The organism is Coleofasciculus chthonoplastes PCC 7420, assembly GCF_000155555.1.
GTDB classification, from domain to species: Bacteria; Cyanobacteriota; Cyanobacteriia; order Cyanobacteriales; family Coleofasciculaceae; genus Coleofasciculus; species Coleofasciculus chthonoplastes_A.
In genome coordinates this window covers 2284-29069 of the sequence record NZ_DS989867.1, presented here as the reverse complement: position 1 = coordinate 29069, position 26786 = coordinate 2284, and the positions used below count along the sequence as shown (strand labels likewise).

The 26786-nt window shown below is 44.5% G+C and carries 14 protein-coding genes and 3 pseudogenes; 8 read left to right on the top strand and 9 right to left on the bottom strand.

Annotation, left to right across the window (positions count from 1 at the left end; genetic code table 11):
* Positions 1-99: 99 nt before the first annotated feature.
* Positions 100-1623, top strand: coding sequence for a carboxypeptidase M32 (locus tag MC7420_RS28225; RefSeq protein WP_006104942.1), 1524 nt, complete (start codon positions 100-102; stop codon positions 1621-1623).
* A 207-nt stretch (positions 1624-1830) separates the two neighbouring features.
* Entirely contained in the window at positions 1831-4251 is a 2421-nt protein-coding gene (locus MC7420_RS28220; protein WP_006104945.1) for a sucrose synthase, read from the top strand.
* A 114-nt stretch (positions 4252-4365) separates the two neighbouring features.
* On the opposite strand, the gene MC7420_RS40600 is transcribed toward MC7420_RS28220, so the two are convergent.
* Positions 4366-4563, bottom strand: a complete 198-nt coding sequence (locus tag MC7420_RS40600; RefSeq protein ID WP_157453364.1) for a hypothetical protein — start codon at positions 4561-4563, stop codon at positions 4366-4368.
* A 928-nt stretch (positions 4564-5491) separates the two neighbouring features.
* On the opposite strand from MC7420_RS40600, the gene MC7420_RS28215 reads away from it, so the two are divergent.
* The 4 genes and pseudogenes from MC7420_RS28215 (at position 5492) to MC7420_RS40590 (ending at position 14102) form a co-directional block, all read left to right on the top strand.
* Positions 5492-6925, top strand: a complete 1434-nt coding sequence (locus MC7420_RS28215; RefSeq protein ID WP_006104895.1) for a sensor histidine kinase — start codon at positions 5492-5494, stop codon at positions 6923-6925.
* Between the two features lie 430 nt (positions 6926-7355).
* Positions 7356-8648: pseudogene (locus tag MC7420_RS28210) on the top strand (P-loop NTPase fold protein).
* A gap of 322 nt (positions 8649-8970) precedes the next feature.
* Positions 8971-9183 (top strand): annotated as a pseudogene (locus MC7420_RS44340) (REP-associated tyrosine transposase); the annotation flags it as partial.
* Between the two features lie 191 nt (positions 9184-9374).
* A complete protein-coding gene (locus MC7420_RS40590; RefSeq protein WP_044210258.1) occupies positions 9375-14102 on the top strand; it encodes a WD40 domain-containing protein in 4728 nt (1575 codons plus the stop codon).
* 149 nt (positions 14103-14251) lie between these two features.
* On the opposite strand, the gene MC7420_RS28200 is transcribed toward MC7420_RS40590, so the two are convergent.
* A complete protein-coding gene (locus tag MC7420_RS28200) occupies positions 14252-16399 on the bottom strand; it encodes a polyribonucleotide nucleotidyltransferase (protein WP_006104829.1) in 2148 nt (715 codons plus the stop codon).
* A gap of 340 nt (positions 16400-16739) precedes the next feature.
* Here MC7420_RS28200 and MC7420_RS28195 point away from each other — a divergent pair, with 340 nt between their 5' ends.
* Complete coding sequence (locus MC7420_RS28195) at positions 16740-19919, top strand: DEAD/DEAH box helicase (protein WP_006104920.1); 3180 nt, start codon at positions 16740-16742, stop codon at positions 19917-19919.
* A 31-nt stretch (positions 19920-19950) separates the two neighbouring features.
* Here the strand turns inward: MC7420_RS28195 and MC7420_RS43935 are convergent.
* The 7 genes and pseudogenes from MC7420_RS43935 to MC7420_RS28165 form a co-directional block, all read right to left on the bottom strand.
* A pseudogene (locus MC7420_RS43935) lies at positions 19951-20031 on the bottom strand (class I fructose-bisphosphate aldolase); the annotation flags it as partial.
* Positions 20032-20184: 153 nt separating this feature from the next.
* The gene (locus tag MC7420_RS28190; RefSeq protein WP_006104948.1) at positions 20185-21408 is read right to left on the bottom strand and encodes a hypothetical protein; all 1224 of its coding nucleotides are present in this window, start codon (positions 21406-21408) and stop codon (positions 20185-20187) included.
* Positions 21408-22217 carry a hypothetical protein gene (locus MC7420_RS28185; protein WP_006104810.1) on the bottom strand — a complete coding sequence of 270 codons (810 nt, stop codon included), beginning with the start codon at positions 22215-22217 and terminating at the stop codon, positions 21408-21410. The genes MC7420_RS28190 and MC7420_RS28185 overlap by 1 nt, the downstream gene beginning before the upstream one ends.
* Before the next feature lie 121 nt (positions 22218-22338).
* Entirely contained in the window at positions 22339-23556 is a 1218-nt protein-coding gene (ispG, locus tag MC7420_RS28180; RefSeq protein WP_044210311.1) for a (E)-4-hydroxy-3-methylbut-2-enyl-diphosphate synthase, read from the bottom strand.
* A 443-nt stretch (positions 23557-23999) separates the two neighbouring features.
* On the bottom strand, positions 24000-24203 hold the full coding sequence (locus MC7420_RS28175; protein WP_044210255.1) for a hypothetical protein: 204 nt from the start codon (positions 24201-24203) through the stop codon (positions 24000-24002).
* Positions 24204-24388: 185 nt separating this feature from the next.
* A complete protein-coding gene (locus MC7420_RS28170; protein ID WP_044210251.1) occupies positions 24389-25237 on the bottom strand; it encodes an ABC transporter permease in 849 nt (282 codons plus the stop codon).
* Between the two features lie 20 nt (positions 25238-25257).
* Positions 25258-26037 (bottom strand): photosystem II S4 domain protein, encoded by a 780-nt coding sequence (locus MC7420_RS28165; RefSeq protein WP_006104836.1) that lies wholly within the window; start codon positions 26035-26037, stop codon positions 25258-25260.
* Between the two features lie 90 nt (positions 26038-26127).
* On the opposite strand from MC7420_RS28165, the gene MC7420_RS28160 reads away from it, so the two are divergent.
* On the top strand, positions 26128-26786 hold a 659-nt coding region (locus MC7420_RS28160), incomplete at its 3' end, for an alpha/beta fold hydrolase (protein WP_052307565.1).

Sequence of the window (26786 nt, the reverse complement as noted above, 5' to 3'; positions counted from 1 at the left end):
GGATGATTCTCCTTTTCGATTGTCAGGTGTACATTTACTAATCTGGGAAACATTTCCAACAATGTCTCCAAGCCAATACTACAGCATCACCCACCGACTATGCAGACTATCGAAAAGACAGAAACCAAACTCCTAGAGCTGAAAACCCGCCTGAGTGAGATTACCGATATCGAAGCCGCCGCGTCTTTGTTGTATTGGGATCAGGCAACCTATATGCCGCCCAAAGGCGCAGCCGCTCGGGGACGGCAGTTAGCAACGTTGCAACAAATTTCTCATAGTAAATTTACTGATCCAGCCATGGGTGAGCTTCTAGAGGACTTACGCTCCCTAGAAGCCAGTTTGCCCTACGACTCGGATGAAGCCAGTTTAGTGCGGGTTACCCGCCGCAAATATGAGCGGGCGGCGCGGGTTCCTGCGACGTTTATGGCAAAATTTTCTCGCCATCGTACCGATACGTATGGGGCTTGGGTTGCCGCACGCCCGGACAATAATTTTGCGGCTGTTGAACCCTATCTGGAAAAAACCCTGGAGTTGAGCCGGGAATTGGCGAACTTTTTCCCCGGATATGATCATATTGCTGATCCGTTAATTGATTTTGCCGATTATGGGATGCAAGCGGGCTTTTTGCGATCGCTGTTTGCCCAGTTGCGAGACGAATTAGTGCCGATTGTGGAAGCGATTACCGCCCAACCGATGACGGATGATCGGTGTTTGCATCAATATTATCCGGCTCAAGATCAGTTAGCCTTTACCTTAAAAATCATTGAGCAGTTGGGGTATGACTTCCAACGGGGACGACAAGATCAAACCCATCACCCCTTTATGATTAACTTCTCTACAGAGGATGTGCGAATTACTACTCGCGTCTACGACAATGACTTAGGACAGGCGCTGTTTAGTAGTATTCATGAAATGGGTCATGGGTTGTATGAACAAGGGATTAGCCCAACCTTGGAAGGAACGCCCTTAGCGGGTGGGACTTCGGCAGGGATTCATGAAAGCCAATCTCGGCTGTGGGAAAATATCGTCGGGCGCAGTCGCGGCTTTTGGCAATTCTTCTATCCCCAACTACAAGCTGCGTTTCCCCATCAACTTAAGGATATTTCCTTAGAGACATTCTACCGAGCCATCAACAAAGTCGTGCGATCGCTCATTCGCACGGATGCAGATGAGGTGACGTACAACCTGCATGTGATGATTCGCTTTGATTTGGAACTGGACTTGCTAGAAGGAAAATTAGCCGTCAGGGACTTACCGGAAGCCTGGAGAGAACGCTATCGGTCTGATTTAGGCATTGTCCCCGAAACGGATATGGATGGCGTTCTCCAAGACGTTCACTGGTATACCAGTCAAATTGGCGGGATGTTCCAATGCTATACCCTAGGCAACTTGATGAGCAGCCAAATTTTTGAAGCCGCCTTAGTCGCTCATCCGGAAATCTTAGCTAATATTGAGCAAGGACAATTCAGTACCTTGCATAATTGGTTAAGAGAAAACATATACCAACACGGTTGCAAGTACACGGCGGCTGAATTAATCAAGGGCGTCACTGGTGCAGATTTGCACATCGCTCCATTCATCCGTTATATCCGGCAAAAGTACGGGCAACTTTACGATTTGTAAAGATTGCTTGATTTTTCCTGTGTGGCTCAACCGCATAAAACACTCATGCAGCAAGGTTTTAATTAACTGACCTGCTCAATTACCCCTGTTACCCTGCGCCCGAAAAAAAGTGGTTACGCTTCTGTTACCGCTTTGAAGTAGGGCGTTTTTCCGGAGTCATACCTCTCGACTTCTATCCTTTTTGAAGAAAGCGCTTGGGACGTTGTAATGCTCAATCTAATCCAGAATGTACTCGATTGTGAAGAACGCAATGATTTACGCCAATTTGCCAGTCAATTAAAACAGTCAGGACCCCGGTATTTACTGCGAAACGATATTCTGTCTGATTTTAGTAAATACTGCGCTGACCAGGAGAAACCGGACTATTTTTATCATTCCTCGAATCTAGGACGACTGATTTATTACACCCAGGAAATTATTCTCGATCAGGAAAGTCTTTATCTAATCATCCGCCCCAAGATTGCCGAACAAGAAGCGTTTCAAGTTCTAGAAGACTTAACCGTTGAGCCGATCACGATTCAAACACTGCTCGATGTGCGCGATCGCTTCGTCAACCATTATCGTCCTAATGAAGGGGATGTCCTGGAACTGGATTTTAAGCCATTCTATGATTATAGTCCAATTATTCGGGACTCGAAAAACATTGGCAAGGGGGTTCAGTTTCTGAATCGCTTTCTGTCTAGTAAGCTGTTTCAAGATCCGCGCCAATGGCAAGAGTCGCTATTTAATTTCCTCAGTCTCCATGAAGTACAAGGGACTCAACTGCTAATTAACGGACGGATTAAAAGCCAACAACAGCTTTCTGATCAGGTGAAATTAGCCCTGGGATTTGTGAGCGATCGCGCCGAGGATGAACCTTATGAAAGTTTTCGTTTCAAGCTGCAAGACATGGGGTTTGAAGCGGGTTGGGGGAATACAGCAAGTCGCGTCCGAGAAACCCTAGAAATCCTGGATGAACTGATTGATTCTCCGGATCACCAGGGATTAGAAGAATTTCTGTCCCGTATCCCGATGATTTTCCGGATTGTCTTAGTTTCCATTCATGGGTGGTTTGGACAAGAAGGCGTTTTAGGGCGTCCCGATACCGGGGGTCAAGTGGTTTATGTCCTGGATCAGGCTCGGAGTTTAGAAAAGCAGCTACAAGAAGATATTAAACTGGCTGGGTTAGAGTTGCTCAAGGTCAAGCCCAAAGTTATTATCTTATCCCGGTTAATTCCCAACAATGATGGCACTCGTTGTAACGAACGCCTAGAAAAAGTTCATGGTACGGATAATGCTTGGATCTTGCGGGTTCCCTTCCGAGAATTTAATCCCAACTATACCCAGAACTGGATTTCTCGGTTTGAGATTTGGCCCTATCTGGAAACCTATGCGATTGATGCGGAAAAAGAACTCCGGGCAGAATTTCAAGGGGTTCCTGATTTCATTGTTGGCAACTATTCAGATGGTAACTTGGTGGCATTTCTCCTATCCCGCCGCATGGATGTAACCCAGTGTATTGTCGCCCACGCCTTGGAAAAGTCTAAATACCTATTTAGTAATCTCTACTGGCAGGAATTAGAAGACCAATATCATTTCTCGATCCAATTTACTGCTGATTTGATTGCCATGAATGCGGCGAACTTTATTATCAGCAGTACGTATCAGGAGATTGTTGGCAAGCCGGATAGTGTGGGTCAGTATGAATCCTACCAGAATTTCACCATGCCAGATTTGTATCATGTGGTGAATGGAATTGAGTTATTTTCACCTAAGTTTAATGTGGTGCCGCCGGGAGTGAATGAACAGGTTTACTTCCCCTATACTCGTAGTGAGGATCGAGTGCCTCGCGATTGTGAACGGTTAGAGGAGTTACTTTTTACTTTAGATGATCCGTCTCAAGTTTATGGCAAGTTAGATGATCCGACAAAGCGTCCTCTCTTCTCAATAGCACGTCTTGACCGGATTAAAAATCTGACGGGTTTAACGGAATGTTTTGGTAAGAGTAAAGCGTTACAAGAACAGTGTAACCTGATTTTCGTTGCTGGGAAATTACGCACGGAAGACTCGACGGATAACGAGGAAAAGGATGAAATTGTTAAACTTTACCGACTCATCGACGAGTACAATTTACATGGCAAAATTCGCTGGTTAGGCGTGCGCTTACCGAAGCTGGATTCGGGGGAAATCTACCGCGTGATTGCGGATCACCGAGGAATTTTTGTTCAACCTGCGCTGTTTGAAGCGTTTGGTTTGACTATTTTGGAAGCGATGATTTCCGGGTTGCCCACGTTTGGCACGCAGTTTGGGGGTCCGTTGGAGATTATTCAGGATAAAGTGAATGGGTTCTTAATTAACCCTACGAATCTGGAAGAAACTGCCCAGAAGATTTTGGAGTTTCTGTCTAAATGTGAACAAAATCCTGATTATTGGTTGGAGATTTCCAATCGGGGAATGGAACGGGTGTACAGTACCTATACCTGGAAGATTCACACCAGCCGCCTGTTATCCTTGGCGCGGATTTATGGGTTTTGGAATTATACCTCGAAAGAAAAACGGGAGGATTTGTTGCGGTATATTGAGTCATTGTTCTATCTTATTTACAAGCCTCGCGCCCAACAGTTGTTAGAAGAACATCTGAAGCGTTGATTGTTTGGCGAGGATCGACAGATAAGATGGAATGTAGGGGCGGGTTGAGGAACAAAATTAACAGTGAAACCGATAACATTTTGACCAAAACCCGCCCTGTCTCATCCTGTCACTTTAGCGTGCGATCGCGGTGTAAAACAGATAGGTTGGGTTATCGGGTTGAGGATAAATTGTAGTGGGGAATAGGGCGGGTTTCGTTGTTGAGTTTGAGGTGGGTTTCTCGATTGAATCCTTAAACCCGTCCCTACAGATGTGCAATGTTAATATTAGGAAGGCAATGCGCCGGAAAATCAGGTAGGTTATATTGTCCAATTTAGGTTAATTGATAAATAGAATATCGATAAATAAGCGTTAATGTAGGGGCGGATTTAGGAAAAAAATTAATAGTGAAAACCATAACATTTCGACCAAAACCCGCCCGGTCTCATCCTGTCACTTTAGCGTGCGATCGCGGTGTAAAACAGATAGGTTGGGTTATCGGGTTGAGGATAAATTGTAGGTGGGGAATAGGGCGGGTTTCGTTGTTGAGTTTGAGGTGGGTTTCTCGATTGAATCCTTAAACCCGTCCCTACAGATGTGCAATGTTAATATTAGGAAGGCAATGCGCCGGAAAATCAGGTAGGTTATATTGTCCAATTTAGGTTAATTGATAAATAGAATATCGATAAATAAGCGTTAATGTAGGGGCGGATTTAGGAAAAAAATTAATAGTGAAAACCATAACATTTCGACCAAAACCCGCCCGGTCTCATCCTGTCACTTTAGCGTGCGATCGCGGTGTAAAACAGATAGGTTGGGTTATCGGGTTGAGGATAAATTGTAGGTGGGGAATAGGGCGGGTTTCGTTGTTGAGTTTGAGGTGGGTTTCTCGATTGAATCCTTAAACCCGCCCCTACAGATGTGCAATGTTAATATTAGGAAGGCAATGCGCCGGAAAATCAGGTAGGTTATATTGTCCAATTTAGGTTAATTGATAAATAGAATATCGATAGATAAGCGTTAATGTAGGGGCGGGTTTAGGAAAAAAATTAATAGCGAAAACCATAACATTTCGACCAAAACCCGCCCTGTCTCATCTGTTCTCATCTATCTATCAGGAAAAAATCATCTTGATTTAATGATCATCGGATTAACTGAAAGTAAACCCAGTTTCCCCGATGCATTCCTTTTGAAGAGAAATAGCCAAACCTAAACTCTAAAATGGGATGTATTTAACAATGATAGCTCGATCAACACTCCGATGAAATTTTCCAGCCGTCTGCTCAAATTATTATGTAAAGCCTTACCCAAATTTGACCCTTTTTCACTACAGTTGCGATTAACAGTAGGTATCGCCGCCGTATCGATTACGGGATTAAGTGCTGTTGCCATCTGGACGAGTTGGTACACGCAGCAAATCCTGATTCAAGCCCAAAAAAATCATATTCAATATCTTAGCGATCGCTTCCCCCATGAGGTAGAACTGTACAGTGAAATGATGCCCCTAGAAATAGGGATGCAAAAGACGATTGAAAACTTAACTACGGGAGATACGCTGTTATGGGTGCGTCGTTCTGATGGCTCAATTACCGCTCAATCCTCAGCCTTACAGCTTAATCCAACCAATCATTTATTGTCCTCACAGATACCCCTAATCCCTAAATTATATCGGGTGAACGGACGCTATTGGATCGCCTGTGGTACTCCCTTACAGGTGCAGGGTGAACGGCTGGGTAAGATTTATGTGGCAAAGGATATTACCAGCGAACAAGCTATGTTTTTGAGTTTAATTCGCACGTTAGGGATTGCCAGTTTGCTCTCCATTACCGTTATGATTGTGGTCATTTCCTTTTATATTAAGCGATCGCTGCAACCGTTATGTCAGATGAGTCAACTCACCCAAACCATTTCCGCTGACGATTTAGGACAAGCGCGGCTGCATCTGGATAAAGCGCCGAGTGAGATGAAAGAATTAGCGCAAACCTTTGATAATATGTTAAATCGCCTGTTTGAGGCATGGGAACAACAGCGGCAATTTGTCAGTAATGTGTCCCATGAATTGCGAACGCCGTTGACGATTGTTTCTGGATATCTACAAAGCACATTACGGCGCGGTAAAAACTTAACGCCACCTCAGCAGGAAGCCTTGGGAATTGCTGCCGCTGAAGCCGACCGGACGGTTCAACTATTACAAGATTTATTGGACTTAGCCCGGGTTGATCATGGCAGAATGCATTTTCATTTAGAACTATTTGTGCTTAATGATTTAGTTGCCGAAGTTGTAGAGATGGCGGTACAATATAGTAATCGAGTGATTGATAGTGATATAAATAGGGAACTTATTGAAGTTTTAGCCGATCGCGATCGCCTCAAGCAAGTGTTACTAAATTTAATTGACAATGCGGTAAAATATTCAGACCCCGATCAACCTGTTACCGTCAAATTAGACAAACCAGGAGAACAGGTAAGGATTCAGGTATGCGATCGCGGACAAGGTATTCCCTTAGCGCAGCAATCTCGTATCTTTGAGAGATTTTATCGCGGGGATGAGAATCGCGCCCGTTCGCCTGGAGGGACAGGTTTAGGCTTATCGATTGTGAAGACTTTGGTAGAAGGAATGGGGGGTCAAGTTAGCGTGCGATCGCAACTGAGTCAAGGGAGTGTATTTACGGTATTATTGCCTGCACCAAGTTAGAGATAGCCTCTCAGCTAAAACAAGAAAAATTGTTATCACATAGTTGCGTAGGGTGGGTTAGGCGGGACTTAAATTCAGGCGATAATGATTAATGAACTATCCGCCGTAACCCACCGATAAGCTGTCATGCATTTAAATTGGGAATGGGTAGCGAGCAAGATGCAAAGCCTGCGGCATGGCTTCGCTAAACGCACTATGGCAATGATTTTGCCATTATTGACATTAAGGTTTAAATGCTGAATAGCTTATTAATCGGGTTCGTTCGTAACATTTTATAAAGGGCGCAAGTCTTTGCGCCCCTACGAACGGCATATATTATTTAAATAAACGCGACGTTGATGTCCAATTCTCCACTGGTATAAACTCTACCTAATACAGTTTTTTCCTGATTTCAACCGTTAACTTTAATTGTGTCCACCCACTTAAATTCATGGATATCGCGCAGTTCTATCAAGCCTGTAACCCAAGTCCCCTGAAATTTGCCAATCCCCAGGATCAGAAGTATTATATCGATTTTTCCTCGGTGCGTGGCGGTAATACAATTAAGGAAATAGGCAGAACAATTACTCGACTATCTCCCAATAAACCAACCTGCCAATTGTTTACCGGACATATCGGTTGTGGCAAGTCTACGGAATTGCAGCAACTCAAGCTGGGATTATAGAAACAGGGCTGTCATGTTGTGTATTTTGAGTCTAGCCACGTCTTAGAAATGGCAGACGTTGACGTGACAGATATCCTACTCGCGATCGCGCGATCGGTGGCAGAAAGTTTGGAAGCGGTTAAAATCAGACTACAACCCGCCTATTTTGTCAACCTGTTTCGCGAGATGGGCGATTTCTTGCAAACCCCCATCGAGTTATCTGAAGCCAAGTTTTCCCTACCTGGGGGAATTGCCGAAATTACCACCAAGATGAAAGATAGTCCCCGGCTGCGTTCTCAGTTACGCCAGTATTTAGAACCGCGCACCAATGGAATTTTAAAGGCGATTAATCAGGAACTTTTAACACCCGCTACGGAGAAACTAAAGCGGATTGGTAAAAAAGGATTAGTCGTAATCATCGATAATCTTGACCGCTTGGATAACACGATTAAACCCACAGGTGAGCTTCAGCCTGTTTACTTATTTGTAGACCGAGGCGAACAGTTAAAGCAACTAAATTGTCACGTTGTTTATACCATTCCCTTATTTTTAATCTTTTCCAATGCTTTGGGGCGATTAACTAATCGATTTGGCGTTGATCCCAAAATCTTACCGATGGTTCCCGTGCAATTGCGTCAAGGCGGTGAATGTCGAGAAGGGATAGCGCTGCTGCAACAAATGGTATTAGCGAGAGCATTTCCAGATATGAATCTGGTTCAGCGCCTAGATTCGATATCAGAACTCTTTGATCATCCCGATACGTTAAAGCGATTGTGTCAAATCAGTGGTGGACACGCACGGCAATTACTCATGCTAATCAACCGATGTCTTGAGCGAGATGATCCACCCTTTTCGCGAGATTGTCTTGAAGATATTATTCGGTTTCGGCGGAATGAATTAACCTTAGCTATTACCGAGGATGAATGGATATTTTTACGGGAAGTAGCACAGCAGAAAAGTTTGCGGGGAGAAGAGAAATATCAAGTTTTGATTCGCGACATGTTCGTCTTTGAATATCGAGATTCTCAGGGGTCTTGGTTTGATATTAATCCCATGTTGGCAGAAGCCGCAGAATTGTAGGGGGCAATGACGTTATTTAAGCTCAACCCCTCACCCCCAGCCCCTCTCCCACCCTTGGGGAGAGGGGAGCAAGAAACAAGTAATTGTCGTAATTGTAGGGTGAGGAGAGCGAAGCGTAACGCACCAAATAATATGAAGTAAAACGTTAAATTGGGTATTAGTAGCGAGCAAGATGCAAAGCCTGCGGCATGGCTTCGCTAAACGCATTACAAGGATTTCGCCATTATTGACATTAAGGTTTAAATGCCGAACAGCTTAAGCGTTGAAGCACTAAAGTGCTGACTACAAACAAAGCCCTATTTTAAGTGTTCTACGCCGCTATCGTCGCTTTTGGGAACACTGGATTTGAGATGAGGTTGATTTTGCAAAGCACTGCGATTATATTCACTATAATCCGGTGAAACATGGATTGTGTTCTGTTCCCCAGAAGTGGGAATTTTCTAGTCTTCATCGGTTTATGGCACAGGGGATTTATCCGTCGAATTGGGGGGTGAGTGAAGTTCCTGATTTGCCTGGGGGAATTTGGGATGAGTAGCGGATGCGGTGGTTTGGGGATTTGGTAGAATTCGGTGCGTTGAGGATTTGGTAGAATTCGGTGCGTTACGCTTTCGCTAACGCACCCTACGAAATTGACGGAATTTAGGGAATTGACGGAATTTAGGGATTAAGATGAAGATTAGAGAATTGATAAGGTTAAGATGCACGCGAATCGCATAAAATTGATCCATGACTCATACGCCCCAGCCAGATGATAGTATAGCGGATAACCAGACATCGTTAAATGCCCTCGTGCGATCGCTTCGGTTATCCCAGGGACAGTTTCGCCTGATTTTGGTGCGCTGTAATTATGGGGAATTACGACAGCGCATGGTGCAACGTCTGCGGGAAGTATCGTCGGTGCCGATTCGCGAGTTGGTTTTACCGGAGTCGGTGGAGTCTCTCTACGGGTTTATTAAGACAGAATTGGCAGATGAAAAACCTCAGGCTGTCATTGTATTGGGGTTGGAGTCGGTTAAGAATCTCACGGGTGTTTTCAAATCCAGTAATTATATCAGAGAGGAGTTGAGTCATAATTTTTCTTTTCCCTTGATTCTCTGGATGAATGATCCGGTTTGGCAAAGGTTGATTCGGGTAGCGCCTGATTTGGAAAGCTGGGCGACGACGGTTGAGTTTCAATGGACAACGGCGGAATTGCTGGAGTTTTTAACCCAGGAAACTGAGAAATTCTTTCGGGCTGATTTAACGGTTTCTCTGGACAATTATGAGGAAATTGAATTAGCCTGGACAGCGTTACAAAAGCGAGGGCAAGCGATAGCGCCAGAGTTAGCCGCTAATCTGGAATTTGTGCGCGGCTTCAATGATTTTAAGCATCACCGATTCGATGAAGCATTATCCCATTATCAGACTTGTCGGGATGTGCTGATAGATGCCCATACTGAGGAATTAGAACGCCAGGGTATCTTGCTTTTACATATCGCCCTCTGTTATTCCCGCAAAGCTGAACAAAATTCAGGGAAGGATGAGCATAATTTGCGAATAAGTCAGGAATATTTTCAGGATTCTATTCAGGAATTTATTGACGCTCAACGGTTGGATTTAATTGCCCCAACGATTCACCACTTTGCCGAAGTTCTGCGACAATTACAAGACTGGGATGATTTAAGGCATTTGGCTGAATCAGCTCAAAGGTTGCATCAGCAGTATGGTACATCTCTGCAAGTGGCTCAAGATTATGGCATTTTAGCAGAAGTAGCGCTGAAGCAGTCGCGCTGGCAATGGGCAAAACCACTGGCGCAAGAAGCACTGACTATTTTAAATCAAAGTCCTGAACGTCATCCGCGTGAACAGGGGTTTTATCGATTTATTTTAGCCAGCGCTTGTCAGTCTTTAGGGGAAATTAAAGCGGCAATTGCTCATTTAGAACAAGGGATAGAGGGAAATCAGCCAGATTATGATCCTCCGCTTTATATCAAGAGTTTGGCAATGTTGCGGTCACTTTATTTTGAGCAAGGATCATACCGGAAGGCATTTGAACTGAAGCAAAATAAACGGTCGATTGAATATCAATATGGATTTCAGGCGTTTGCGGGAGCGTCTCATCTCCAAGCGAAAAAGCAGTTGATTAATGTTGCAGATACATCAAGGTATCAACAGGCGATTATTGCCCAAGAAATCGCTGCTTCGGGTCGAGAAAAGTTTATTAAAGAGTTAATCAAACGAATCTGCAGAACTGACCAGAAACTCACGATTATTCATGGTCAATCCGGTGTCGGCAAAAGTTCAATTATCCAGGCGGGATTAGTTCCAGCCTTGAGACAACAGTTGATTGGAGAACGTGAAGCTTTCCCTGTGGTTCTCAGAGTGTATACCAATTGGGTAGAGACGTTGGGGAGCGGTTTGGCAGAAGCATTAGGGAAAACATTAAATTCAACAGCAGCAATTATCCAACAATTGCGGACTAATGCAGACTGTAACCGGGTAACGGTTCTCATTTTTGACCAGTTTGAAGAGTTTTTCTTTATTGCCAAAGACCAAGGGAAACGACAGGAATTTTATCGGTTTTTGGCGGATTGTCTGGATATTCCCTTTGTAAAACTGATTCTGTCTCTACGAGAAGACTATCTCCATTATCTATTAGAGTGTAATCGCCTGAACTATCTGGGAGCGATTGACCATAATATTTTAGATAAAGATATTCTCTGTTATTTAGGCAACTTTACCCCAGACGAAGCCAGATTAGTCATTGAACGGTTAACCCAACGCTCCCAGTTTTATTTAGAACCTGGATTAATCACGGAATTGGTTAAGGATTTAGCGGTTGAGTTGAATTCAGTGCGTCCAATTGAGTTGCAGATAGTTGGCGCACAGCTTCAGGACGAGAACATTACTAAGCTAGAACAATATCGAGGATTGGGGGATAATCCTAAAGAAGTATTGGTGAACCACTATTTAGAGGGAGTTATTAAAGACTGTGGTCAAGAGAATGACGAAATTACGCGACTGGTTTTATATTGGCTAACCGATGAAAATCTAACTCGTCCTCTGAAGACTCGCAGTGAGTTGAGCAAAGATTTAGATACTGTTGGGTTACAGGTGAAAGAAAGTCAATTATATGATTTAGTTTTACCGATTTTAGTTGGTTCAGGCTTAGTGGTACGGATACCAGAATCTCCTGATAACCGTTATCAATTGGTTCACGATTATTTGGTATCCTTTATTCGTCAAAATCAGACGACTGAACTCTTAGAAGAATTGAACAGAGAAAAAGAGCAACGTCAAATTGGTGAACAACGATTTAATCAGTTTATTAAGATAGCGTTAGTGGGTTCAGTAATGGCTGTATTTGGATTAGCTGGATTAACCTGGCAAGCTGAATCTCAAAGGCGGCGAGCGGAAAAACTTCAGATTGGTCAAAGTGATAGTCTCAGTCGATATTCAGAGGAACTTTTCAACCAGGATAAAATATTTGATGCACTGATAGCTGGTTTACAGGCAGGAATACCACTGCAACAGATATCTGAGAAACAGGTTAATTTTGCGACAAAAGTACGAGTTGCAAATGTACTATGGCAGGCAGTTAATAAGCTGAAACCGTATAACAGCTTAGAAGAACATGATTCGTCGGTCAATAGTGTCAGTTTTAGCCCTGATGGGAAAATATTAGCCTCTGGCAGTGAGGATAAAACAATAAAACTGTGGAATCTAGAAACAGGGGAAGCTATTGCCACCCTAGACGAACATGATTCATCGGTTATTAGTGTAAGTTTCAGCCCCGATGGGAAAACTTTAGCCTCTGGCAGTGAGGATAAAACAATAAAACTGTGGAATCTAGAAACAGGGGAAGCTATTGCCACTCTAGACGAACATGATTCATGGGTCAATAGTGTAAGTTTCAGCCCCGATGGGAAAACTTTAGCCTCTGGAAGTGAGGATAAAACAATAAAACTGTGGAATCTAGAAACAGGGGAAGCTATTGCCACCCTAGACGAACATGATTCATCGGTTATTAGTGTAAGTTTCAGCCCCGATGGAAAAACCTTAGCCTCTGGAAGTGGTGATAATACAATAAAACTGTGGAATCTAGAAACAGGGAAAGCTATTTCCACTCTCACCGGACATGATTCAGGGGTTATTAGTGTAAGTTTTAGCCCCGATGGGAAAACCTTAGCCTCTGGAAGTGGTGATAATACAATTAAACTGTGGAATCTAGAAACAGGTGAAGTTATTGCCACTCTTACCAGATATAATTTATGGGTCAATAGTGTAAGTTTCAGCCCTGATGGGAAAACCTTAGCCTTTGGAAGTGATGATAATACAATTAAACTGTGGAATCTAGAAACAGGTGAAGTTATTGCCACTCTTATTGGACATAATTCAGGGGTTATTAGTGTAAATTTTAGCCCCGATGGGAAAATATTAGCCTCTGGAAGTGGTGATAATACAATTAAACTATGGAATAGAGAAACAGGGGAAGCTATTGCCACTCTTACTGGACATTATTTTTCGGTCAATAGTGTAAGTTTCAGTCCTGATGGGAAAATATTAGCCTCTGGAAGTGGTGATAATACAATTAAACTATGGAATAGAGAAACAGGGGAAACTATTGACACTCTCACCATATATAATTTATGGGTCAATAGTGCAAGTTTCAGCCCTGATGGGAAAACTTTAGCCTCTGGAAATGAGGATAAAACAATAAAACTGTGGAATCTAGAAACAGGGGAAGCAATTGCCACCATTACTGGACATGATTCAGGGGTTATTAGTGTAAGTTTTAGCCCCGATGGGAAAATATTAGCCTCTGGAAGTGGTGATAATACAATTAAACTATGGAATCTAGAAACAGGGAAAAATATTGATACCCTCTATGGACATGATTCATCGGTTAATAGTGTAAGTTTCAGCCCCGATGGGAAAACCTTAGCCTCTGGAAGTGATGATTATACAATAAAACTGTGGAATATAAAAACAGGGGAAAATATTGACACTCTTTATGGACATGATTCATCGGTCAATAGTGTAAGTTTCAGCCCCGATGGTAAAATATTAGCCTCTGGAAGTGGTGATAATACAATTAAACTATGGAATATAGAAACAGGGGAAGCGATTGACAGTCTCACCGGACATTATTCATCGGTCAATAGTGTAAGTTTCAGCCCCGATGGTAAAACTTTAGCCTCTGGAAGTGAGGATAATACAATTAAACTGTGGAATATAAAAACAGGGAAAAATATTGATACTCTCTATGGACATTATTCATCGGTCAATAGTGTAAGTTTCAGCCCCGATGGTAAAACTTTAGCCTCTGGAAGTGACGATAATAAAATTAAACTATGGAATCTGGATTTAGATAACTTACTGGTAAGGGGGTGTAATTGGGTGCGAGACTATCTCAAAACTAACCCCAACGTGAGTGAAAGCGATCGCGCTCTCTGCGACGGCATTTATAATTAGCTTAATTAGTGAGACTAATTCTCTTTCCCTTCTGCCTTCTCTTAAAAATAAAGCTAGGGGATTTAAGATTAGAGTCCTAATCCAAAATCCCTATTCAATCAACCCAGCTACGGGCAATTGATTTAACGTTCAGCTAACTCCAAAACCCTCTAAGTAGTCGCTGCTGCACGCGCTGCGGCTGCTTCATCGGGATGAATTCCCAAACGAGTCAGATTAATCCGACCTTTGTTGTCAATTTCGCGAACTTTCACAATCACTTCATCGCCAACAGCAACCTCATCTTCTACCTTACCGACACGATAATCTGCCAGTTGGGAAATGTGAATCATTCCCTCTTTCCCCGGTAACACTTCCACAAAGGCACCGATGGGAATAATCCGAGTTACGCGCCCTGCATAAACATCCCCTTCTTCTAAACGCCGGGTCATGCCTTGAATTAGGGTAATCGCTTTCTTTGCCTTTTCCCCTTCAACAGCAGAAACCGTAATCGTGCCATCATCATCAATATCGACTTTGGCACCGGTTTGTTCGGTAATCCCCTTAATCGTCTTACCGCCAGGACCAATCACCAAGCCAATTAAGTCCGGATCAATCTTCATTGTCAGTAAGCGTGGGGCAAACGCCGACAAATCAGGACGGGGTTTGTCAATTGCCGCCAGCATCTTTTCTAATATGTGCAGTCGTGCTGGTTTGGCTTGTTCAATCGCTTTGGCAACGGTTTCCATGGGCAGCCCGGTGATTTTCATGTCCATTTGTAACGCGGTAATTCCGCTATCCGTTCCCGCGACTTTGAAGTCCATGTCGCCCAAGAAGTCTTCAATTCCTTGAATATCGGTGAGAATCCGGACTTCATCGCCTTCCTTAATCAATCCCATCGCCGCACCACTGACAGGCTTGGTAATCGGCACCCCAGCATCCATTAACGCTAGCGTCGATCCACAAACCGAACCCATCGAGGTTGAACCATTGGAGGATAGCACCTCCGATACCACCCGAATCACATAAGGAAACTCATTTTGCGGCGGTAATATGGGAATAATCGCCCGTTCCGCTAACGCCCCGTGACCGATTTCCCGGCGTCCGGGCGATCGCATGGGTTTGGTTTCTCCCACGGAAAAAGGCGGGAAGTTATAGTGGTGCAGGTAACGCTTCTCTTCCTCTGGATTCAGATCATCCAACATTTGAGCATCCCCAGGCGTTCCCAATGTCACTGTAGACAGGACTTGAGTCAAACCTCGGTTAAATAAACCACTGCCATGAACACGAGAGGGCAATAGCCCCACCTGACACGACACCGGACGCACCTCATCCAGTTTACGCCCATCAACGCGCACCCCGTCTTCCACAATTTGCGATCGCATCAGCTTCTTGGTTAAGCTTTTGAACACACTGCTGAGCAGTTGATCATTAGCCGCCGCCACGCGCAGGGGATCATCCTCTGGACGTTCAGCGATGGGAGCGAGAATTTCATTTTCCTTGATTTCATCCAAGGCTTCATCGCGATCATGCTTATCGAAGTCAAACTGAGACAAAACTTTCTTAATCGGTTTCGTCGCGCGATCGCGAATAAACTCTTCCAGTTCCGATGAAGTTTCTGGTGGTTCTGCTTGGATAATCTCAATTCCCAACTCTTTGAGCAGGTTTTCCTGAGCCGCAATTAAATCCTGTACGGCTTCATAGCCAAATTCAATCGCCTCAATAATATCCCGTTCTGGCAGTTGATTCGCCCCGGCTTCCACCATGATCACCCCTTGGGGAGAACCCGCGACCACCAAATCTAGATCACCATTGTCGATTTCGCGGTATGTTGGATTAATAATGAAATCATCTCCAACTAGCCCCACTCGTACTGCTGCCATCGGACCATAGAATGGAATTTGGGCTTGCAGTACCGCTACCGATGCCCCCGTTACCGCCAGCACATCCGGTGGCACTTGTTCATCCATGGACAAGGTTGTGGCTACAATCTGAATATCATCCCGTAGCCAACTGGGAAACAAGGGGCGCAACGGGCGGTCAATCAAACGGCTGGTCAGTGTAACTTTTTCCGGAGGACGCCCTTCGCGGCGCAGAAACCCACCGGGAATTCGACCCGCTGCATACAGTCTTTCCTCGTAGTCTACTAATAAGGGGAGAAAATCGATGCCTTCTCGACCCGCTGAGCGAGTCGCCGTAACTAAAACCGCTGTATCTCCTGACTCAATTAGTACAGATCCCCCAGCTTGGGGTGCTAGTAGACCGGCTCTTAGCCGAATATCCCGTCCATCAAAGGATATTGATTTGTCTAACTCTACCATTTGGTTCGTTACCCTTCTCTCTTTATCACGTTTTTTTCTCTGTCGCAATCCTAGCATTTATGGAATAATGCTGCTTTGAGAAGGGTGTTAAGTTTTCACCCTTCACGTCCGTTCAAGGGAACCTGGTTTTGAGTTTTGAGTTTTGAATTTTCCAGACCCATTGCGTGTCTGAGTTTTGAGTTCAGTCAGGTCGAGTTTTACGAGTATCGTTTCTTGTCTCATCCAGATGGGACTAACCTTGCCCCGACTGAGTGCGAGAGTTGCTGCCTCACACCCATTGATTAAAATTTGACAAGCAGCAATTGATAGTCTTGGATTCTATTTTCATTTTTCTATAAACATGGCAATTTTACATGGTAGTTGGATTACAGGCGAATCTGATAATTATTTATTTATTTGGGGAGAACAATGGCGTCCTTTAGCCTCTGTTGACTCTGCCGCTAAGACGGGGATTATGCCCCATCCTTTTGCAATGACACAAGCAGAGTTAAGCGAATTTTTAGGCGATCGCGGTTTAACCCTGCCCGACTCTGGAACCGGAAAAACCAAAGGAAACAGCGAGAGTGCGATCGCCTCCTGGCAAAGCCAAGTCTTCGTCTTACCCACTCACCCCGCAGAAGCCAAGACACCAGCCTACCCAATCCTTTCCGCCAAACTCCTCACCGACGAGACAGATTCCTCCTCCCTCGAACTGCATCAATGGCAGGTTTCCGGCTACCGTCTCACCCCCTCAACCGCCCTCCCCTTTCTGCAATCTCTGCCCTTAGGGGGATTCAATGTTGCCGATAATTACGTCGGATCAGATTTACGATTTTGGACGCATGTCTATCGCTGGAGTTTAGACTTACTGACTCGATGTAAATTTTTACCTGGATTATATCGCCAACCCAAGGGTAAAGCGATCGCCTACTGGCAACCCCTCCTCGACAGTGCCACCGATCAAACCCGGTTAGCCGAGTTTACCCAATCCATGCCCTTAGCATGTCAAGCGTATGACGGCAATGTAGAGACGCGCCATGGCGCGTCTCTACAATCACAACATCCCCAATCAACAATCCTGAACTTTTTAAGACACACCATTGATACTCAGGTGCAAAACTGGGTTGAATCACTATCACCCCCAACCGCTACCTCACCCATCCCCGAATGGCTGCAAGCCCTGTGTAGCGCCAATGAAAACCTAGACGTTGAACCGATGGCGATCGCCCGTTTAGATACCGCCCTGTCTAATTGGACAACCTCGATTCAACAGCATCTAGTTACCCCCACTACCCAAGGCTTAACCCAAAATCTCTTCCGCACCTGCTTAGTCTTGCAACCCCCAGAACCCGATGAAGCCAACTGGCGGCTTGACTTTTGCTTGCAAGCCATGGATGATCCTGATTTATTAATCGATGCCAAAACGATTTGGCGACAACCTGTCGAACAATTAGACTATCATGGGCGAACCATTAAACAGCCTCAAGAAACCCTACTCAAGGGATTAGGATTAGCCTCTCGTCTCTATCCCCCCCTAGAAGCCAGCTTACACGAACGCTGTCCCCGATTCTGTGAACTCAATCCCGTTCAAGTGTACGAGTTCATCAAAGCTAGTGCATGGCGACTCCAAGACAGTGGCTTAGGAATTATCTTACCCCCAGGATTAGCCCCCGGATCAGGGGAAAAACGCCTCGGTATTAGCATTACCGCAGAAGCACCAAAATCTAAAAAAGACGAACGGTTGGGATTACAAAGCCTGCTGAAATTTAAATGGGATTTGGCAATTGGTGATACAAAACTCTCCAAATCCGAATTCCAGCGCCTGATGTCCCTCAAATCCCCCTTAGTAGAAGTGAATGGAGAATGGATTGCCCTCCAACCCGCCGATGCGCGGGCGGCGCAAACCATCATGAAAGCTTCCAAGGAAGATATGAGTTTGTCAGTAGAAGACGCCTTGCGACTGGCGACAGGCGATACCAAAACTTTAGGAAAACTGCCCGTTGTTCACTTTGAAGCATCCGGGGCGCTGCAAGAGTTAATTACTAATTTAACTGGAAATCGCACGATTGAACCTATCGACGTTCCCCAAGACTTTAACGGCACATTACGCCCCTATCAACTCCGAGGCGCCAGTTGGTTGGCTTTTTTAGAACGCTGGGGTTTAGGGGCTTGTTTAGCGGACGATATGGGATTAGGTAAAACGATTCAGTTTATTGCTTTTTTGCTTTATTTAAAAGAACAAGATGTTCTGGAATCGCCCACATTATTAGTCTGTCCCACATCCGTACTAGGAAACTGGGAACGGGAAGTGAAAAAATTTGCCCCGACTCTAAAGGCAATAGTACACCATGGCGATAAACGTTCAAAAGGTAAGACATTTGCCAAAACAGTGAAGACTAAGGATTTGGTGATTACCAGTTATCCATTAGTGTATCGAGATGCTGCAACCCTAGAATCGGTATCCTGGCAAGGTGTGGTATTAGATGAAGCCCAAAATATCAAAAATCCAGGGGCAAAACAGTCACAAGCTGTGCGGAAACTGCCGACGGAATTTCGCATTGCTTTAACCGGAACGCCTGTGGAGAACCGATTATCGGAATTGTGGTCAATTTTAGATTTTCTCAATCCTGCATATTTAGGCGATCGCCAATTTTTTCAACGCCGCTTTGCTATGCCAATTGAGAAGTTTGGCGACAGGGATTCCTTACAAACCTTGCGATCATTGGTACAACCGTTTATTCTGCGCCGTCTGAAAACTGATAAGACCATTATTCAGGATTTACCGGAAAAACAGGAGATGACGGTATTCTGTGGACTCGCCGCAGAACAAGCCGCCCTGTATCAGAAACTGGTGGATGAATCCTTGGTGGAAATTGAAGCAGCGGAGGGGATTAAGCGCAAGGGGTTAATTTTAACCTTGCTGATGCGACTCAAACAAGTCTGCAATCATCCCGCCCAATTATTAAAGGAGAAATCCTTAAAAGACGCCAAGCGTTCTGGGAAATTACTGCGGTTACAGGAAATGTTAGACGAAGCGATTTCGGAAGGCGATCGCGCGTTAATTTTTACCCAGTTTGCGGAATGGGGGAAACTGTTGAAACCCTATTTAGCCAAACAATTTGATCAGGAAATCCTGTTTCTGTATGGCGCAACTCGCAAGAAGCAACGGGAGGAAATGATTGACCGTTTCCAAAATGACCCCGAAGGTCCCCCGATTCTGATTTTATCCTTAAAAGCGGGGGGAACGGGACTAAATTTGACTCGGGCGAATCATGTTTTCCACATTGATCGCTGGTGGAATCCGGCGGTGGAGAATCAGGCGACAGATCGAGCGTTTAGAATTGGTCAAACTCGCAATGTACAGGTGCATAAGTTTGTTTGCACGGGAACGCTGGAAGAACGAATTAATGACATGATTGAAAGTAAGAAGCAGTTGGCGGAACAGACGGTAGAAGCGGGTGAAAACTGGGTCACGGATATGGATACGGATCAGTTGCGATCGCTGCTATTGCTTGATCGCACGGCGGTGATTGATGAGTAAAGAAGGAGTGCGATCGCACTGTCGGATAAGTCATCATCTTGAGAAACGGTGTCCCGTCTTTGGTCGATTGGCGAATCGTTTCATTATAGAGAATCGCGCCACTGATGTAATTCTCCTGATAAGCTGTCATGCATTTAAATTGGGTATTAGTAGCGAGCAAGATGCAAAGCCTGCGGCATGGCTTCGCTAAACGCACTACAAGGATTTCGTCATTATTGACATTAAGGTTTAAATGTCGAACAGCTTATTAACTCTTGATAATTATCTAAAACTCTTTCCATGTCGCATAAACACAGTATTCAAACAGTTCTTTCTTGCTGTTTCGCTTGCGAACAACGTTACTACCAATATTGGTATATCCAAGTTGGTGTAAGGATTCTTCCAAAAGCTTTTCCGTCTTGACCGGAATCCCATAGAACGAGGAATTACCGACAATGTATGAAAGCACTGCATTATCCCGTAAGTTGTGACGCAAATTATCAAAATGTAAGTACATATCATAGAAATATTTCTCGACATACTTTGCCATAAGCCGAGCATTCTTATTTTCTGATTCCCGTATTTGGGAAACAATCCTGTTCAGCGAACCTGACAATTCTATTCCATTAGAGTCCCAATTCTGCAATCTACTCGTCGCCATACCCCACGTTCCTCCAATAGCTTGCCAGTCTATCTCACCTGCTTCTTTGGCAGTATCTAGAAACTTTGTCCAATACATATACGGACGAAGTTCACGAATGTAACTCATCCGATTGGGGTAAGGTGGTGAGGTTACGACATGAGAATATTTCACGTCATTGGATACAGAGTACCGGGAATCAGCATAAAATACCGTTGCTTTACCCGCTAAAGGGTGACTAATACTATTAATTATCGCTTCCAGAATACTTTGGTAAAGTTGTTCAATTTGTTCAACTTCATACCGAGTAACTTGCTCATGAAACGACATAGACACATGATTAAAGGCAGCGGAAGATGTTTCAATCACTAAACGGCAAAAAGCCACCCATGCCAACGAAGAAACATCCCCTTCTTTCGGTTCACCAAATTCGCTTACCAAGGCTTGTCGAAGTGCTGCTATAATTTTTAAGGTATGTGTACTCCACCAGCGAGTAATGTTATAAATTTCAGGAGTCCAGCACTCTTGGTTGATTAAAAATTTGCATTGATGAATCGTTGTTTTAATCCTCTGATTAAAGTCATCCAGTTCCGAGAAAGAATAATTCCGGCATTTGACATTACCCAGCCAGATCAGAAATCTATTGATATCTAAACAATGAGCTTGTAATCCCTGTTCAGCAGCAACTAAACCCGTTGTAGCTGTTCCAGAGAAAGGGTCAAGGATGAATGATTCAGGGGAAATCTTGTTAATCATCTCTGTCACTAATTTTACTGAGTAGGCTGGGGTTAATCGTAACCATCCATGCCTTGCCAATTTTTGATTGTATTTAAAGGTGTAATCTGACCGTTGGTTAACCTGAATATCCATTATTCAGCACTCAGCAATGTTTCCAGAACCTCATGGATTTCATGCTTAATCTCATCCGATTTCCTCTGAAAAAAATCTGCCAGGTTATACCCTAGCACTTGTTCACAAAAGGCATATAGAGAGATTTGTGGATCACCATTCATTGTGCCAATCAGAATTCCGCAACGGTTGTTACGATATCTCAATACAATATCTGAATCTATCTGTGCTGAAAAGATAGCAAATACCGGAAGATAATCATTTGCCCAAGCTACTGTAGCATTATCTATGTCAGCATTCTGACGCTTGCTATCTTTGCTCTTATATCCCTGTCTCACCTCAAATACAATACCATTGTAGGGTTGAGTCACTTCACCTAAGCCATTGCAATAATCGGTTATCCACTGATTAACCTTGTTCAACACAGACTGGTTCCTGATTTCTGAAAGTTTCAGCCGACCATCAAGGGAAAGGGTTTTGCTTTTTCCAGAGGAGGTTTGGGTTGTGTAAGACCATCTGGCAAAGCTAGGGTCAATATAACGGGTTGTATCTACAATAATCCGGCGAAACAAACGTTCGCAGCCAATACCAACCTGGCGATAAATAGACGTCATGCCACCAGCCGCACGATGGGCAGCGTACATGAGATCAGTATCTAAACCCACCCAAGAATAAAACGAATCAGCACCATAGAGGACTTTAAATTCCTGAAGTGAGAAACCTTTATTTAAGTTTCCCTGACCAAACTTCGGGCGATAGTCTTTGCATTTTCTAATCGGTTGGAGAAAGGTTTCTAGGTACTTCTGTTCATCTGGCACATCATTGGTCATTTATTAGTTGATACCATGTCTTTCTCGTCAGCTTATTTCTTCCCTTCTGCCTTGGAGCCTTCTGCCCTCTACCTTAGATTGATACAATTTTAGGGGTACGATATATTGTACCCCAATCAACTTAGGGATCGATCCAACGATCATCCGCTTTAATCAAATTAATTAACTCCTCAACTCCCTGATCTTCCGGCACCTTTTTAATCTCCTCCCGTCCCCGATATAGGGAAATATAACCCGGTTGCTTACCTACATAACCGTAATCCGCATCTGCCATTTCCCCCGGACCATTAACAATACACCCCATCACAGCTATATCCAAACCCGTCAGGTGTTTCGTCGCTTCCCGAACTTCGTGGAGTACGTCTTCTAAATTAAATAAGGTGCGCCCGCAGGATGGACAAGCGACATATTCCACCATGGTTTTCCGCAATCCCAAAGCCTGGAGAATGCTATAGCAAACGGGGATTTCTTTTTCTGGCGCTTCCGTCAGAGAAACGCGAATGGTATCGCCAATTCCTTCCGCTAATAGCGTACCAATACCCGCTGTAGACTTAATTCGCCCATATTCCCCATCGCCGGCTTCTGTAACACCGAGATGCAAGGGGTAATCCATCCCCAACTCATCCATGCGCCGTACCATCAACCGATACGCCGCCAGCATGACGGGGACACGGGAGGCTTTCAGGGAAATCACTAGATTGCGGAAGTCGAGGGATTCACAGATTCGGATAAATTCCAGCGCCGATTCCACCATCCCTTCTGGGGTATCGCCGTAGGTAAATAGCATCCGTTCAGCCAAGGAACCGTGATTCACCCCAATTCGCATGGCTTTCCCTTGATCCCGTAGGGAAATGACCAGAGGTGCTAAAGTTTCCTTGATCTTTGCCCCAATTTGTTCAAATTCAGCTTGAGTATACTCCGTGCGATCGCTCTTTGGTTTCTCAAAGACGTATAACCCTGGATTAATCCGCACTTTATCTACATGCTTGGCGACTTCTAGGGCGATTTTCATCCCGTTGTGGTGAACATCCGCCACCAAGGGAACTTCTTGGTACGTCTGAATCAGTTTCTGTTTAATTTGGGCGAGGGCTTTGGCGTGCGCCATACTGGGAACTGTGACTCGGACTATCTCACAGCCAATTTCATGCAAGCGGCGAATCCCAGCCACTGAACCCTCAAGATCTAAGGTATCTTCATTAATCATCGACTGCACCACCACCGGATGTCCGCCCCCAATCGTGATATTCCCGACGGATACCGGGCGGGTTTGGCGACGGTGGATAACGGTATCCAATGCTGGGGGTTTGGCAGCCGTTTGAGGGGTTGGAAGTGTTTGCATAACCATCGGGATAATTTCTGTAACTAGACTATCTGTATGTTTTCTATTATCCCAGAGTGCCACAGTTGGGGCGTTTTTGGGTTAAGGCAAGAGAAAGTGCGATCGCGTGAATCACAACGACAATGGCTTGAATCGAAATGATTACCCTATCAAGCCGTAGCGATCGCGCAATTTCTGCTGAGGGTGCTACTAGGTAATAGATTATTTTACTCCCGTAGACTTGGAGGATTATCTTCTATGTAACGAACCAGTTTACGTCACAATAGTATCTTGAGTTATACAGCGTATTGCAAGTTCGTGAGGTACAGTCTTTACCCTCTGATCAAGTAGTAGCACTATGTAGGTGTACTTCATTTACCTGCAATCTGCTGTAAATCTTGCCCACCCTACCTAAATTTTGCTGATTGAGACGGGTAAAAGATGTGAGTTTAATCCTATTTAAACTAATCGGGAAAATCAGGAATTACCCACTTAGGGGGTTCCATCAGTTTCTTCCGTCGCGCCTCCTCAGCTATCTCATACATTTTATCCAATGACGTCTCATTGATAAATGTTGAAGCTTTAGCCGCATACTCCCTGTGGGGACATTTATCACCCAATACACAACCATTGACGCAGGCTTCAGCACAGTTTATGGTAGGTTCCACTTCTCCCCTCCTTATTTACAGCTTCGTCGGACAATTTTCAACACTATATCTTATTTCTCTATATTTACAAATTTTAATGCATTTATCCAATTCTGGAGAATATAGTCTTCTTGTTTGACAAATAGCTTATGCTTTTTCACAATTTTATGCCGACTATTCTTTGACATAAGACATAAGACGAATCTCTATCTCAACCGCTTCTTTTCCCCTTGATAGCGCAGCCACTCACCCACAAAGGCAATTGCCCCAGATGCGCCAATTAAAATTACACTCAAGGCATTAATATCGGGTTTAACTCCAGTACGAATGCGGCTAAAAATTTCCATCGGTAGCGTTGTCGATCCGGTTCCAGCCGTAAAGCTAGCAATCAGAAAATCGTCCATACTCAGAACAAAGGAAATTAAACACCCCGCAATTATGGCAGGCATCAATTCGGGCAACAACACTTTAATAAACGCTTGAAACGGAGTTGCGCCTAAATCGAGTGCGGCTTCTTCCAAATATGGATCAAGACTAGAAATACGCGAAGAGACGACAAAGGCAATGTATGCCAAACAGAATACCACATGGGCTGCCACAATTGTCCACAAGCTTAATGGCGTGCCAATCACCGCCAGAAATACCAGAGTCGCCACTGCCATTGCGATATCGGGAATAATCAACGGTAAGTAGGATACCCCACGATATAACCCCTTCCCCATAAATTGATAACGCACCAACCCCACCGCCATCAACGTGCCAATCACGGCAGAAATAACCACAGCCACAAAAGCAACCGTCAAGCTATTTTGCAACGACTTCAGCACCCGTACATCACTAAATAGCTTAATGTACCACTTCAACGTAAATCCCTGCCAATTGGCACTATAGGCTGACTCATTAAAGCTATAAAATGTCAAGACCAAAATCGGCAGATACATATAAAAAAACATCAGCAAAGAAAATATCCCTTGCCAAGAAAAGCTCGGCTTTAGTTTAGATGATTGCATCTCGACGGGAAGTTCCTCCTGCTGATGGCTTACTGAGTCTGTCATCTAATGCTGCTGGAAAATGGTTAAATAAATCGGGTTAACTGGATACGGTAACGCTCTTTTTTGGTTATGCTAACATCTCCAACTTGCAAGCGCCCTTTACCCCGAATCGCGATTAAGTCACCCGGTTTAACCGAGTAACTGGCTTGGCTAACCTCTTTCCAGTTTACCCGCACATCACCCGCCCCAATCAAATCTGCCATCTTACTACGGGATGTGCCAAATCCGGCTGACGCGATCGCATCTAGGCGCATCGAGGCTTCGACTGTCGTCATTTCTTTCTTCTTGGGTTCTCGAATCTTGAGTTGACTCAACTGAATCGGTCGAGTTTTCACCGGAACCGAACGCACTTGAGTTAGCTGCGTCTCCAGAAACGGGACAATTTCTGGAATCACAATCACTTGAGCGCCGCGTTCGCCTAAAACAATAATATCGCCAACTTTCTCTCGCACAATCCCTGTTCCCAGAATCGCGCCCAAGAAATCCCGATGGGTGGCTGGATCAAAGAGAAAATTACCCTCAATATCTAACGCCGCTACCTCAACCTGAGACTGATCCAGAGGTAATTCTTCACGGGTGATCCCCAGCCGTTGACGTTCAGCTTGAGGATATCCTCCCCATGGTAAAAGTTGTACCTCCGTCAACCGCGCAAACTGCTGCTGAATTTCCACCAGTACAGGCGGTGAGAGGAAATCGGTTAACACCACTTCCCAAGTTTTGATCGCTTGTTCCGCTTGATCAATCACACGGGCAACCGTATCACGATTTTCGACGCCTTTGAGTAAGTCCTCTCGTGGCAACATGGGAATAATGAATTATGAATTATGCTTAATCTTGTAATTGTATTTCATCCCGGAAAAAATCGCTAGAGTTCTACTATGGCGCACCCTCTGATGTCGCTGTTTTCCCTACGAGTTTTAATCCTAACGGCTACAACCTTGTATCAAGCGATCGCCTGCTGGCGAGAAGATCGTACACCACCACCGGGTCAACGGATGGATGTGGGCGGTTTCTGCTTGCATTACGTTACAGCAGGAACCGGATATCCAACCGTTGTACTCGATCATAGTTTGGGCGGAGTTGAGGGCTATTTTTTGGTGGATGAATTGGCGCAACTTGCGCGGGTTTGTATTTATGATCGTGCGGGTTTTGGCTGGAGCGATCACAGCCCCCATCCTCGCACCAGTAATCAGATTGTCACCGAACTTGACCAGATGTTGACCCTGGCGGGTTTAGAACCTCCCTATATTTTGGTGGGTAACTCTTTTGGCAGTTACAATATGCGTCTTTACGCCCATCGCTACCCTGAAAAAGTTGTAGGATTAGTCCTGACTGACGGGTTACATGAATCAGCGATGTTAAAAATGCCCCTAATCCTGCGCGGATTACAATTGTTCTTTGCGTCAGGCTTTATCCTATCCGTTCTGGGAGCAACATTGGGCATCATTCGTCTACTAAATATAATTGGCGTATTTGAATTAATCAAACCAAAATTACGTCAGTTTTCCCTGGATTCTCGTCAAGCGGTAAAACGCTCTTTCTGTCGCCCCAA

Coding starts and splice junctions, on each gene's coding strand:
- ispG (WP_044210311.1), bottom strand. CDS start 23,556: ATGCAAACACTTCCAACCCCTCAAACGGCTGCCAAACCCCCAGCATTG.
- MC7420_RS28170 (WP_044210251.1), bottom strand. CDS start 25,237: ATGACAGACTCAGTAAGCCATCAGCAGGAGGAACTTCCCGTCGAGATG.
- MC7420_RS28165 (WP_006104836.1), bottom strand. CDS start 26,037: ATGTTGCCACGAGAGGACTTACTCAAAGGCGTCGAAAATCGTGATACG.
- MC7420_RS40590 (WP_044210258.1), top strand. CDS start 9,375: ATGACTCATACGCCCCAGCCAGATGATAGTATAGCGGATAACCAGACA.
- MC7420_RS28225 (WP_006104942.1), top strand. CDS start 100: ATGCAGACTATCGAAAAGACAGAAACCAAACTCCTAGAGCTGAAAACC.
- MC7420_RS28185 (WP_006104810.1), bottom strand. CDS start 22,217: ATGACCAATGATGTGCCAGATGAACAGAAGTACCTAGAAACCTTTCTC.
- MC7420_RS28200 (WP_006104829.1), bottom strand. CDS start 16,399: ATGGTAGAGTTAGACAAATCAATATCCTTTGATGGACGGGATATTCGG.
- MC7420_RS28195 (WP_006104920.1), top strand. CDS start 16,740: ATGGCAATTTTACATGGTAGTTGGATTACAGGCGAATCTGATAATTAT.
- MC7420_RS28220 (WP_006104945.1), top strand. CDS start 1,831: ATGCTCAATCTAATCCAGAATGTACTCGATTGTGAAGAACGCAATGAT.
- MC7420_RS28215 (WP_006104895.1), top strand. CDS start 5,492: ATGAAATTTTCCAGCCGTCTGCTCAAATTATTATGTAAAGCCTTACCC.
- MC7420_RS28190 (WP_006104948.1), bottom strand. CDS start 21,408: ATGGATATTCAGGTTAACCAACGGTCAGATTACACCTTTAAATACAAT.